Here is a 13,777-nt window from a genome sequence, read left to right on the forward strand (position 1 = left end):
CTCGCGAGTATGCGGGGTGTACAGGGAACTTGTATAGGGTGTACAGGGAACTTGTATAGGGTATACAGGGAACTTGTATAGGGTGTACAGGGAACTTGTATAGGGTGTACAGGGAACTTGTATAGGGTGTACAGGGAACTTGTATAGGGTGTACAGGGAACTTGTATAGGGTGTACAGGGAACTTGTATAGAGTGTACAGGGAACTTGTATAGAGTGTACAGGGAACTTGTATAGAGTGTACAGGAAACTTGTATAGGGTGTACAGGGAACTTATCAATGTGTAAGTTACTTATTAATATTAGTAAAAAGTTCTACTTACTATCAGTAACTTCTGATAAAGTTGCATATTTAATAGTAGTTATTAATTTTGCATACTATCAACAATATCCCATTTATTAGCTTTATTTTCTATTAGTTAAAATACCCTAATTTTTCGTCAGTGTTTAAGTGACTTGTATATGGTTAAATGAGCGCCTAAAGTGGCCGGTAATGATTAGCGGGTAAGAATGCCTCTAATAACCTAGTGGCGCAAGACTCAGGCAATAGGGCAACGGGGCAACGGGGCAACCATTGGACGGCTGTAACCCCCATTGGACGGAAGCATAGGACAACGGGGGCACGGGTAACGGCTGTTAGGGTTAGGGGTCATAAGTGGCGGCTAAATGCCCTAGAATCCTTGTCTCTTGTCAGATTATGGTGATTAGCCATCCTGAGTGATCGAGCCTGTTTTAGGGGCATCCTGTGAGCTAGGGTGATCGGTTACAGATAACAGCATATCCCCCCCTAACTATGGCAAAATCTGTCAACACGATCTGACAGGATTTTTTCAATTTTGACAGATTTTCCATTTTAGATTTTTCAAAAAAAAAAACTGAAAACCCTTGATATATATACCGTATAGCTGACAGATTCAATAAGCTCTGCTTAGTGAGAATGGCTAAACCCCCTGAAAATTCATTGAGACTAAAACAACATATAGTCATTTTCACCAAATCTAAAACCGAAAAACTATAGAGTAAATTAAATAACAAGAGTCTTATACACTTACAAGGGTATAGGGTCTAATCGGTTTCTGTTAGCGGTTATTCGTGTTCTTGTATGCCTAATAACTCGGATAAGGTTACTACTGAGTCTCGATTAACTGTAAAGATGGTAGGCTCACTAATCGAGTTAACTAACTGTTGTTCTAACCTATAATCACTGTGAGCCTTTAACACAATAATTGATGCAAAAAGCCATTTAAATTGATTAGCTAAACCAAAATTTCTATCTAAGTGTAAAATTGCATTAAATCCTGTTGATTTATTCTCATTAATTTTATCAGCTATAAATGACCTTACAGAAGCGATTGACCCTTTATGACTATTATTCAAGGCTAATAATTCAAAACCTAATCCTATTGGCTTTTCTTTAGCAAAGTTATAATAACACTCCCAATCTAGCAATAATTCATTAATACCATATTGAGTTAATTTATCTAAGTTATCTGGTAAACTTTGCCAAAATGATTTTTTAAGAATAAACTTCGATATCTCGTCTAATTTCTTTTGATTAGTTTCAAAATTTATTAACTGCTTTTCAGTTTTAAATAAAAATTGACTACGGGTTATAAGCTTCATAATTTTATAGTTAGTCTTGCTAAATCCGCATGGATAAGCTATTTCATCATATTTACTTAGTAGTTTAGTTGCTAACTCTTTACCATCTCCAAACTTGATTATCTGGTTTTCAGAATAGATTGATGGTTCTAAATACTTTTTAGATAAGGATTGAATATACCAGTGTAATAATTCTTTATTTTCTCCCTTAAATGACCTTGCTTTTACTTTCTTAAATTCATCTGTAAAATCATACTCAGTACCATCTATTAAAACACTTTCACCATTAAGACCCTTAGAGTAGTTACCACTACCAGTATTAATAAAATCAGTGTATATTACAGTTTTAACATCATTAAATTTTTCATCTTTTAATTCATACTCATATCTGTTGCCAGGAATATGATTAACATCTATCCCATAAAAATCATGTAAGTGTTGTTTAAAATTGTCGTTTATCCATTCTTGAGCATTGTTATTGTTAATGACTAAATTAGATTTTATGTTAGGCTGATAATCAATAAGGTAGTTAGGATTAGATTCTAATAAGTTTTTAAATTTTAACCCTATTGGTACAGATTCCCAGTTATATGTACATCCATCTGTGATTACTTGAAAACCATTTAGAGCATTAAGCATAAGCCAAGCTGTTGCTCTAGGACTAGCGGTTATTTGGTTAGCGGCAAGTAAATTATTAACGGCTAAATATCGACAAGCTAAAGCACCATAGCCAGAGTTTAAAAATAACTTATAGACTTCTTGAATAGGATTTTCTAGCTTTTTATATTCTTTTCTCTTAGCTTTTAATTTTTCATAATATTGACCAATAGGGAAAGCTAGACATAAATTACTTTGAGAATAGGTTTTTAATAGTCCTACTAATCCTGTTTCTTTATCCCATTTTAACTCTTCATCACTATCAGGATAATTATCAAGTTTTGATATTAATTCATCAACTGAATTACAAATTAATTTATCTGGTACAAATACCATTGCATCAACATTAAGGTTTAAATATTCATCAATCCACTTATCAGGTAATAAGTTAATACAATCTAACAAATCAGCATTAATCAAGCCAAATTTAATCTCTTTAGTTAATAGTGTAGATTGAGCCTCTTGCTTGCCTATTTTATAAGCATTAAAATGATTAATTGATAATCTGTTAGGGTTAACATCCCATTTCGTTTTAAATTTAATTGCTTTAGGAGTAAAATCTAAGTCTGATAATATTAATGTGTTAATAGCATTATTTAATTGTCCTGACACTCTAATTATCCAAGCATCCCTAGGACTATTGACATTTTTAATAGTTTCTAATGCTTCTTTAAGAGTCGGTTTATTCTTACCTTTAAAACAGCTAACGATAGGCTGACCTAAGTAAACTGTGAGAGAACATAGCCTAGTAGCGTAACAAGAGGACATATCTAAGTCACCTAATAAACCTTTAATATGAGGATATCTTTGACATCTAGAATAAAGTAACCCTCCTACTGTTCTTAGTGACTGAATGCCATAATAATTAAGAGAAATATTTTGAATTGAATCAGCGTTACCTAATCTCCTTCTATCTATAATTAATTTGCCGATTTTTTCATCATTAGTAGGGTTAAAATGAGCCTGATAAAGGTCTTGAATGAAGCTTGCAACGTTAGAGCCTGTAGTGTCTTTAACTTCTACTGAATTAAGGTTAAAATCGTTTCTAATACCGTCTAATAATTCCTGATGCTTGACTGATAGATTATGTGTAGCTAATACATCAGTTCCCCCATATAAGGCAAATAAATAGGGGTCTAATTCTCTTAATAGTGTCATTTTAGTCTTAATCTCCAATTTATCCTTAAGACCTAATTTAACAGCTATTTCATCAGTCTCAATATTTATTTTAGTAGTTGTAGCCTGATAGACCTTACATTGGTTATCAAGACCTCTACCAGACAAGACAGGGAAGCGGTTCATTGCATCCCTTAAATTGAAATAAATTTCATATAGTTTACCATTAATCCAGTAATTAAATTTAATGTCTGATTTTATAGAATTAGTTTTAATAATTCGTCTTGACTCTAATCTGGCATTTAATAAAATTTCTTGAAAATTTTTACCAAATGTTTTAAATAAATCAACATCACTAAAAAATGCTTCATAATCAATATATACACTGTCAATATTAATATTAATCTCATATTCTCCTGTATATTTACTTTTTTTATAACATAATTGTTCAGATTTTAAATTAAAAATATTTAATAAATCACTAAAAACTCCGTCATTTATAGCACTATCAAACTCTGTTTTTATTTGCCTACCTGATTTACAATTTTCAATTAAATCATCAAATATTACTTGAAATTGATATAAGTTATCGTTTTCATTCTCTGTTATTGGTCTAATATCTGCGCCATACCATTTTAGTGACCATTCGATAGGATTAAAATCATTTGTTAACTCGTCTCTAAGAAAGACTAAACAATCTCTAGGTGATATTATTGGTAAATAACATTGTATAGAATCTACAATCATTTTTATGATAGGTGTAAATTCTGTATCATAATTAAGTTTAAGCTTGTCATTATTTTCTAAATAAATGGGACGGATAACAGGTGTATCTAATTTGACAACTTTATTAGAATCGAAGTAAACTAGGTATGGCATACACAAAATGCTTATCTATGAATAAAAGTGTTAGGGGGTCACAAGCATCTTGACCCCCTTTAAGTTATTTAGTCTCTTTAACTGGTTCTTTAATAGGTTCTAGAGTGTTTAAATCTATCTGGGATAGGTTACGAGTCTTAGCCTGTTTTAAAAGCTTAAATCGTACTTTAAGACCTTTTAGGCTATCTAAATCAAGGTCAATGTCTTTACCATCTCTATAAGCTTGTTTTAGGTCGGGTTCGTTAATTAAACCTAATTGAAGACATAAACGGGTTAGCTTTGAATAATCCTTATTTTTACCATTCTCATATCGTTCAGCATTAATGATAGTGCCTGTCCAGAGTTTTAGATTGATAGGCTTTTTAGTCCCTTCTGCCAGAAAGTCAAATAAGAATTGCTCTCGTTCATACTCTGACTCATCAGAATCTAAAAATGTGATATCGGTTAGAGTCGCTAAAGCGTAGCCATGATCGTCAACTTTGACTGAGTTAGCCATTTTGGGTTTTAGTGCCATAGGTTGTATCTCCTAATATTTTTAATTCAACTAGCCAATCATCATCAGGATCAATATAATAAAAGCATTCAGAGCTATATTGTGAAAATTTGCCACAATATTTAGATCTATACTTATTAATACTTTGATTTAAAATGATTTTTGACGGTTTTCTCATACGGCTATTATACTTACAATGTATAAAAAGTCGTATAATTTGTAATATTTATTTACATCATGGTTAAATTATACTTTTAAATGCTATAAATAAGTTAGTAATTAATGTAAGGTAATTGTAATGGCAATTAAACAATATTTCACAACTAATGAAATGATATTGTTATCTGGTTTAAAATTGCCTAGAATATGTGAATTATCTACTAAATATAATGTTTTAAACAAAGTAAGTAGAGGATGTTATGATTGGCAAAGTTTACTACTTGCTAGAAGTATTAAACATATAAAAGATAAATTAGGAAAGAAATTTTATCCTAAAAAAGCATTTAAAGCTTTTCTTAATTTTAATGTATTAAATAATACTTCTGTAATTATAGTTTATAAGAATATAATTCAACAAGGCGATGTTTATGATTTAATGAATATTACTAAAAATAAAGAAATAACATTAAAAGATTTTTTATTAATGCACAATACTTGTGAGTATGTATTAGTAGATGAATATAAAGATAAATGTAAAATAACATCTAAAAAAATAGGTCAAAGTGAAGAATCTTTTTTATTAGAAAACCATAATAAGTTAAATTTAGGTGTGTGTATTATTATGACTAAAGTTGTATCTGAGTTGTGGGAATTAGGTTATGAATATAAAATACCTCATTTTGCAAATAAAGCTGATTTTGCTCCTATTTCATTGAGCAAAGATATCATATTAAATGATGATTTAATATTAATTCATTAATTTGCATCAATATCTATTGTTTTTTGAATTGTATAACCCATTGATTCTAGTGTCTGTAATGCAGAGTTTTCATCTATTAGCTTATCAATTCCCATTACTCTAGAATACATCTCAAAAATACTTCTCAATCCCTTAATATGTTCCATAGGGTGAATTCCCTTACTATGGGCATGAGCATTTAATTTACTATCAAGAATTGCTGACTCTCTAAAAAATAGAAGTGTTAATGCTTTTTGACTAGCTCCTATTACCTTCTCTAAATTATCCTCTAGGTTTTCAAAATCACTGGGGTTTAAGCCTAGTCTATGGCAGTATTCATCAAAATTAACTATTGTGGGGTCAGGTTCAATATTAGGGTTTTTAGCATCTTTGGCAACTTTAGTTACATGAGACTTAGGCGCGTTGTAACCTACAATATGACTCTTGGCATGGTTTCTAATACTGGTATGGCTAACCTGAAAACCTCTATCAGAACACCATTGAGCTAACCATTTAGGGGTAGCCCCTCCCATTAAGTAAGCGTCTATATCGTCTCTTAAAGCACTTTGACAAACTTTACAATAAGCACCCATTATTTATAGGGGTCTATGTGACCCCTGGCTAAATTTTACTCAATACCTAAGACTGCTTTAACATCATAACCTTTACCTTTACGGTTGTCTTTATCGGTCAAGTTATGCTTATTATTATGGTCATCTATCCAGTGTTGTTTAGTCTCAAAAAACTTGTTAATAGTTTGACGGTTTGACCCTGTGATATTAAACACAATGCCTTTAGTAATGCAAATTTTATCATTTTGGGATGCTGTCTCATTGTAATCAATTATCTTTTGTATCGCTTGCTCTATCCGATAATCGGCAACACCTTTAAAAGTCAGCTTGTTAATATTTTCTTTAATGTCAGCATCCGATAATGATTCTAATTCTGATTGTTTTTTAGCTACACTGTTTAGATATTTAGCACGTTGTAACAGTCCATCTTTAGCTATTTCTTGATAAGATAATCCAGAATTACTCATAGCTGACTGTACTTGCTGTTTTTCCTCATCGGTTAAAGGTAAATCATTCTTATGTGGATTATCAGACTGTTCTTTAAGCATTAAATAATCTTCAAAGATGTCTATTAAATACTCTATGACTTCACCTTGAGATTTTAAATTTAATCGGCTGGCAATCTCATCAAATTTAACTTTATGCTCATTACTGATTGAGGGACTAAGGCGAGTAGCATCTTTGTTTTTGGTAGCCATGTTTTTATCTCCAATTTAAGATACTTATATAATAACAAGTAACTTGTATAGTGTCAAGATACTTGTAATAATTTTTTCAGTTCACCATGCCTTATGAATTAATTAAAATGTATCTCCTGAAATTACTGAACTATAAGGCTTGTAGAGAATAGCTCTATTTTGCCTGTTGAACCTCGTTCAAGTAGGATTCATCGTTAAGACAACATCAATCCTGTAAGATGATTTTAGAGGGCATACAGACAATTTATATCAGTTTAGATAAAGTAATAATGTACTATAAAGAGTATGATAAATAAGTTTTAATTATATATTAGAAATTAAGCTAAAATATTAATATTAAAAGCTATTCAAGGCTTTTAGTGCCAAATTTTTAAATATCTCCAATTTAAGTTAGGGGTCTAGTTGACCCCTATTGCATTGTAAGACTGTATCAAAAAAAGGTTAGCTTATCTAACTTATCTGTTGACGTAACTCTAATAATACAAAACACCTACAAGTTAAAACATTTTTAATAATACAAAATACTTACAAGTTGAAACATTTGTTTTAAAAAATACAAAATGCCTACAAGTAGAAACATAAAATTAATAAAACTTAACAAAACGAGAAGCTAACCAATTGTTAAAAACTGTTTACAATTTGAAAATTGATAAAAGCTAGATGTAGCAATGGGTTGAGACAATTTAGCCTTAAAAAAAGTGTGCGTTCTGTGTGAGATTTTGAAATGGCTGAAAGCTAGACAGGATATGAGTTACAGAGAAGTTTACCTTTTTCCACACTTTTCCACACTTTGCCACACTTTGCTGCACTTTTAGCTCATTTTTACCGAGAGCTAAAATTTGCTTTTTTTGATCAAAAATTTTCAACCCTATAAACGTTGTATTAAAAAACTTTTTAATCTCTCATCTGTAACGATTCCCAGTAATCGAGTAAAGCAATTTGGTCATCTTGCTTTAATTCATAATCAAGATATGATTGGGCACTCTCTAGGCTATCCTCAGTGTGACCCATAATCGCCTTAACGAATAGATCCTCAGTACAGTTAACTCCCTCACATCGGTAGAGTTGCCAGCATATTGCACAATAAGCAGACCTTAAATTATGTGGGGATAAATATAACTCTTTACCACTGGGAATAGGCAAAATATCAGAGTATTCCTTTCTTACCTTTAACCCTAATTCTTTTGACCCACTAGGACGTTTATTAGGGTCTTGAGGTTTATTAACCCGTAGCCATTCAATAGCATTTTTAATTGTCTCAATGGGAGCAAGTAAAGGTATTTTATAGGGTATTGCTTCATTTTTCTTAGTTTTTACTTGACCGCTAAATAAGCCAAAAAATATCCCATCTTGTAACCATTGGTCTAAACTATTGCTTTTAGTTAAGTCACAAGTTAAGCCAGTTTTATCAATTTTGCCAGTAACTAATATTTCCTCATGCCTTCTACCAGTTAAGAGATATAAGCCAGCAACTTTGCTTATATAGCTACCTGAATCAAGTAACTCTAATGCTTTCTTGATAACCTCAACAGCATTAAATGATGGTCTGTTGCTCTTATCTTTGGTTACTCGATTTCTGTCTCTCTGATTAACATCTACTTTCTCATAATCAGCTAAATTAAAATATTTTAAAGCTTTATGATATTGGATTTTTTGACCTAACTTAATTTCAGTTATTGAGTTTTTTGGGGTTAATTCTAGAGACTCGATAGCCTTACGATATTGGCTCACTTGGGTCTTTAATCGTCTCGCGTCACCGGTACAAGACACAGGGTAGCCCGACTCACCAATGATCGGTTTAATCTCTAATTCCCGTCTGAGGTAATCAAGTTCAAGATAGCATAGAGCCTTAATATCGTCTTGTCGGGTTAACGGCTGTAGCCTTGCGATAAACTCATCAATTCTTGCCAGTGCCATAATTTTTTATCTCCAATTTAAGCTACTTGTATAATAACAAGTAACTTGTACACTGTCAAGAATCTTATAAAGGTTGTTATCAACCTTTTAGCAATGTAGGAGATTTTAACCAGATAATATAGTTAGTCCCCAAAAGACTGTCATCTCTTGGGAACTATAAAACCTTTCTTAATTGGAGTATAACTCATGACGACTGTAACAGAAGCCGATATTAAAGAGTTAAAAGAGCTTATCAATAATCGTTTTGATGGATTATCTCAAGAAATCAAGGAAGTTAAGCAAGACATCAAAGAAGTTAAACAAGATGTTAAAGAGCTTGATAAACGATTGACAATTATTGAGGCAACTTTACAGGCACAACAGCCACTAATCCAGAAAATAACCGATTTAGCCGAAAAACTAGGAGAATTAAAAAACTGGAAGCAAATTGCTATAGCTATTGTCAGTGCTGGAATAGGGGGACTTATCACTTGGTTTATTAGAGGCGGTAGAGGTTAACCGTCTAGGGGTAGGCAAGTCCTACCCTAACAACAAAATTAGCTATTTAGTTGTTAGTTCACTCTTATTAGCTTTTTGACAATGACACAACAGAGACTAACTCGCGCCTCAACCGACCAAGAGATTATTGTCCTATGGTTAGCTGGCAAGTCTAAAACGACGGTAAAGACCTATGTCTGCCATGTTAAACAGTTCATAGATTTTATGAATCAACCTTTAGCTGAGATTACTTTAGATGACCTTGTTTTATGGGTCAATCGGCTTAATTTAACCTACACTCCCCCAACTGTAGCTAATAAAATATTGTGTATCAAATCTCTATTTAGTTTCTGTGTCAAAGTAGGCTATTTAAGCTTTAACATAGGGGCATTAATTAAACCCCCTAAAACCAGAGATAAACGAGCCGAAAAAATTTTAGACCAAGGGGATGTTAAGCGATTGATTGAACAGGCAACACCGGGGCGTGATCGAGTTCTACTATGCCTCATTTATACCACTGGCTTGAGAGTGTCAGAAGCGGTTAACTTAACATGGAGTGACTTAAAAGGAAATAAGCTTGCTGTCTATGGAAAGGGAAGTAAATTAAGATTTATAATTGTCCCTGATTGGCTGTTAGAACAACTTCAAACTTTACCTAAAATATCAGAGTTTATTTTTGCTACATCAACAGGTAAACCTATAGATAGAATCTTTACCCATCGAATGATTAAGAAGTGTGCAGAAAAGGCAGGAATAGACCCCAAAACCTCAGCGCATTGGTTAAGGCATAGCCATGCTAGTCATGCTATTAATAACGGCTGTAATGTTCGATTATTACAGGAAAGTTTAGGACACAGCAAACTAGAGACTACTGAAAAATATTTACATATCAATCCTAATAGCGGTTCTAGTCAGTTCATTACTTTTTAGTGACATCATAACATGGCTTGCTTATCCAATACTCAGAGATATAAAGCCTATCAAACCTTTATTTTTCCGTATGCCTAGATAATACAAACTACTCAGTAAAGAGCATTTAATGAGTAACTACTGCACAATCATATAGGGCAAAAAAACTTAAATTTGTGTGCAGAACTTACTCATAATTTACTTAAAGTAAGCCTAAACTAGCATAGTTTTTAACTTAAGTTTTTATACTCAATTTTTCAATAGTTAAAGCTTAGTGGTGTTACAGATATAGCAAAAGCAAGACTCATGATAATATCATCATGCTTACCACTTATCGCTTCTAATTGATTGCCATTTTGTCTAAAACTTAAAAACTCATCGATAATACATCTATCGTTAGGATAAATTATTTTTTGTTTTTCCATTGCCAAAGTTAATTTACTAATCATTATTGGTTTACTTTGACTTGTAGTTTTTATCGGTTCTATGCAGATATTACAACATTGACTAATTAATTGCTCATAATAAACTTGACCACTAGAATTAACTTCTATTCCTACAATTATGGGATTATATTGCTTAATTAATTCGGCTATTTGATAAATATTATACTCATGAGTTTTTTTTCGTTGTCTATACATTTTAACCAAATGATATCTATTATCTATTTCTCTTAAAATTGTGCAAACTGTATAGTCATTACCTAACAAACTGGTATCAATACCAAAATAATAAATACAATTAGATTTAGGATCATTTTCCCATTGTCCTATAGCATTTTTTCTAACTATCTCTGATGAAAAAACAATAACTTCTGAGTGAGTAAAACTTAAATTATACTCTTGCTCTATAATATCCTCTGGTAAATCAAATTGTGCTTTTATATCTCTTAGATATGTCTCTTTTTGTTGACTAAATTTAGGATGACCTAGCCAATGAACTATAAACTTACACCATTGATTGTTATCGATCCAATATTGAATAGGCTCTATTTTTTCTGTTCTTATTTGCTCACATATTTCTAAAATATCTCTATCACCATTGTTACTTGATAGCTTATCCCAATACCATCCTGATTGACCGTTAGGAGTGCTTAAAATGATGATTCTAGCCTCACTACCAACTACAGTAGTACAAGGTATTGAAGATTTATAAATCTCCTCTATTTCATCAACAAATGCACTCTCATCATAAAGAATATCGCTTACTGACTCTAACCCTCTAGCACCGTTAGGAGTGCTATTTCTAAATAATAAACGACCGCCATTAACTAACTCAATGTCAGTTAAGCTATCTGTTTTAGTTTCTATATATTCATAAAGTGAATCAATTTGTCGTCTAATTCTTTTAGCTATGTTGCTAGTATCTGATTGAGTTTTACTAAAAATTACTCCTAAATATCCCTCATTATGACAAGCTTTAAATAAAAAATAATTGGCTATTAACTCTGTTATACCTAACTGTCTTGTTTTAGCAATTACTATTGTATGATGGGTTTTAATTAATGCTATTAATGTTTTTTGATAATCATACGGGTTAAAATTAATAACTTTAGTTCCTGACCTAATTTTACACAAATTAGCAAAGCTAATCCAATCATCAGGTAATAATTTTTTAATAGTATAACCTGATTTTTTAGCTAACTTTGCTTTATTTTTTACAGTCAAGTTTCTTCTAAACATCAATTCATAAATTACCCCACATACCAGGATAATAGTTATAAGCTAACACGACAGTTTGTAATAACAAAGGCAGTTTATACAACTTGTCATAATCAATTTGTCTCATCTCAAAAAATATTTTTTCTTCTAATTTTTTATCAGATGAAAAATCATAGATACTTAATGCAATATTTCTAATAATAGGTAAAGGGTTATAATCGTTTAAATTAAAAGTAAGTGGATCATAACTAATATTTAAACTATTTAACCATTGTTCAAAATAACCGTCAATATTTCCAATTGCTGCTATTTTTAAATCAAAGTCTTTAGCATAATTTTTAAGTTTATCTTCAATTATAGGCTTATTTTGACTAATTGATACATTATTAAGAATAATATAATCACAATGTTTGATCGTTGTTGTAGGATAGGCTCGTTCAAAAATTATTGACGCGCAAGACATATCATGAGAGAAGTAAACTAAACAAATATCTTTAGTCATGATGAACCCTCAAAATTATTAGAGCTATATCATAGTATAATACTATTGGCAATTTAATCAGACTTGTATATAATTAAATTAACACCTCTTAGGAAAGTTTAAAAATGGTAACTACTATTGCTATTAATCAATCATTAGTAAATGAAATAGAGCAAACCGCAATGGTGTTAAAAAAACTTTTAATAAAATATGAACGTGAGATTAATGATAAATATGATGATAACTATGATGATAACATTCCTGAGAATGATTTAAAACTATCAGAAGATAAAATATTAAATGAAGCAATACATTGTTTTAAAGACTTTTTTTATTATGAAATAGTTAACAAATAATAGTAACCGCTAACAGAAACCGATTAGACCCTATACCCTTGTAAGTGTATAAGAGTCTTGTCATTTAATTTACTCTATGGTTTTTCGGTTTTAGATTTGGTAAAAATGACTATATGTTGTTTTAGTCTGAATGAATTTTCAAGGTGTTTAGCCATTCTCAATAATTACAATTTATTGAATATGCCAGGTAAACTGTATATATATCAATGGTTTTCAGGCTTTTTTTTTGAAAAGTCAAAAATGGAAAATATGCCAAAAATCAAAATTTACCCGTTTTTACACTTGGCATATTTTGCCATAGTTAGGGGGGGATATGCTGTATTATGCCACCGATCACCCTAGCTCACAGGATGCCCCTAAAACAGGCTCAATCGGTCAGGATGATTAATCACCCTAACACCACAAGAGAAAGGCGTTATAGGGCATTTTAGCCGCTACTAAGACCCTAACCCTAAGCTGACAACTCCTAGGCTGACCGATGACCCTTAACCTTAATCCCTAGCGCGACTCTAGGCAGACCTATGCCCCATAGCCTGACCCCAGAGCCTAGCAGCCGTTACCCCGTCCCATCGTCGCCCCGTCAACCCTGTAGCCCGTGTCCCCCTTCACTAGCTCATTTCAGGCATTTTCAACCGCTAATCGTTACCGGCCACTTTAGGCGCTCATCTAACCATATACAAGTCACTTAAACACTGACGATAAATTAGGGTATTTTAACTAATAGAAAATAAAGCTAATAAATAGGATATTGTTGATAGTAATAATAATTAATTACTACTATTAAATATGCAACTTTTTCTGAAGTTAATAATAGTAAGTAAAATTTTTTACTAATATTAATAAGCAACATACACATTGACAAGACTCCTGTTTACCCTATACAAGACTCCTGTTTACCCTATATAAGACTCCTGTTTACCCTATATAAGACTCCTGTTTACCCTATACAAGACTCCTGTTTACCCTATACAAGACTCCTGTTTACCCTATACAAGACTCCTGTTTACCCTATACAAGACTCCTGTTTACCCTATACAAGACTTATATACACCCTGCATACTCGC

The 13,777-nt window shown here is 31.9% G+C and carries 11 protein-coding genes; 4 read left to right on the forward strand and 7 right to left on the reverse strand.

What is annotated here, in order from left to right; all coding sequences use genetic code 11:
- Positions 1 to 1,083 precede the first annotated feature (1,083 nt).
- Both CYAN7822_RS34215 and CYAN7822_RS34220 read right to left on the reverse strand, forming a co-directional pair.
- Positions 1,084 to 4,251 (reverse strand): hypothetical protein, encoded by a 3,168-nt coding sequence (locus tag CYAN7822_RS34215; RefSeq protein ID WP_013335128.1) that lies wholly within the window; start codon positions 4,249 to 4,251, stop codon positions 1,084 to 1,086.
- Positions 4,252 to 4,315: 64 nt separating this feature from the next.
- A complete protein-coding gene (locus CYAN7822_RS34220) occupies positions 4,316 to 4,765 on the reverse strand; it encodes a hypothetical protein (protein WP_013335129.1) in 450 nt (149 codons plus the stop codon).
- Between the two features lie 277 nt (positions 4,766 to 5,042).
- On the opposite strand from CYAN7822_RS34220, the gene CYAN7822_RS34230 reads away from it, so the two are divergent.
- Positions 5,043 to 5,663, forward strand: a complete 621-nt coding sequence (locus CYAN7822_RS34230; RefSeq protein ID WP_013335131.1) for a hypothetical protein — start codon at positions 5,043 to 5,045, stop codon at positions 5,661 to 5,663.
- Here CYAN7822_RS34230 and CYAN7822_RS34235 read toward each other — a convergent pair.
- The 3 genes from CYAN7822_RS34235 to CYAN7822_RS34245 all read right to left on the reverse strand — a co-directional run bounded on the left by CYAN7822_RS34235 (position 5,660) and on the right by CYAN7822_RS34245 (position 8,829).
- Positions 5,660 to 6,235, reverse strand: coding sequence for a hypothetical protein (locus CYAN7822_RS34235; protein ID WP_013335132.1), 576 nt, complete (start codon positions 6,233 to 6,235; stop codon positions 5,660 to 5,662). The two genes, CYAN7822_RS34230 and CYAN7822_RS34235, sit on opposite strands and share 4 nt — an antisense overlap.
- Positions 6,236 to 6,270: 35 nt before the next feature.
- Complete coding sequence (locus tag CYAN7822_RS34240) at positions 6,271 to 6,912, reverse strand: hypothetical protein (protein ID WP_013335133.1); 642 nt, start codon at positions 6,910 to 6,912, stop codon at positions 6,271 to 6,273.
- A gap of 894 nt (positions 6,913 to 7,806) precedes the next feature.
- Positions 7,807 to 8,829, reverse strand: a complete 1,023-nt coding sequence (locus CYAN7822_RS34245) for a telomere resolvase (protein ID WP_013335134.1) — start codon at positions 8,827 to 8,829, stop codon at positions 7,807 to 7,809.
- A 186-nt stretch (positions 8,830 to 9,015) separates the two neighbouring features.
- Between CYAN7822_RS34245 and CYAN7822_RS34250 the strand changes: the two genes are divergently transcribed.
- Both CYAN7822_RS34250 and CYAN7822_RS34255 read left to right on the forward strand, forming a co-directional pair.
- Positions 9,016 to 9,327 (forward strand): hypothetical protein, encoded by a 312-nt coding sequence (locus CYAN7822_RS34250; protein WP_013335135.1) that lies wholly within the window; start codon positions 9,016 to 9,018, stop codon positions 9,325 to 9,327.
- Between the two features lie 81 nt (positions 9,328 to 9,408).
- Positions 9,409 to 10,236, forward strand: a complete 828-nt coding sequence (locus tag CYAN7822_RS34255; RefSeq protein WP_013335136.1) for a tyrosine-type recombinase/integrase — start codon at positions 9,409 to 9,411, stop codon at positions 10,234 to 10,236.
- A gap of 236 nt (positions 10,237 to 10,472) precedes the next feature.
- Here the strand turns inward: CYAN7822_RS34255 and CYAN7822_RS34260 are convergent, their stop codons facing one another.
- Entirely contained in the window at positions 10,473 to 11,897 is a 1,425-nt protein-coding gene (locus tag CYAN7822_RS34260; RefSeq protein ID WP_013335137.1) for a phage terminase large subunit family protein, read from the reverse strand.
- Positions 11,898 to 11,901: 4 nt separating this feature from the next.
- Positions 11,902 to 12,378, reverse strand: a complete 477-nt coding sequence (locus tag CYAN7822_RS34265; RefSeq protein WP_013335138.1) for a hypothetical protein — start codon at positions 12,376 to 12,378, stop codon at positions 11,902 to 11,904.
- 104 nt (positions 12,379 to 12,482) lie between these two features.
- On the opposite strand from CYAN7822_RS34265, the gene CYAN7822_RS34270 reads away from it, so the two are divergent.
- Positions 12,483 to 12,713, forward strand: coding sequence for a hypothetical protein (locus CYAN7822_RS34270; protein ID WP_013335139.1), 231 nt, complete (start codon positions 12,483 to 12,485; stop codon positions 12,711 to 12,713).
- Positions 12,714 to 13,777: the final 1,064 nt, after the last annotated feature.

The organism is Gloeothece verrucosa PCC 7822 (genome assembly GCF_000147335.1).
Taxonomy (GTDB): Bacteria; Cyanobacteriota; Cyanobacteriia; order Cyanobacteriales; family Microcystaceae; genus Gloeothece; species Gloeothece verrucosa.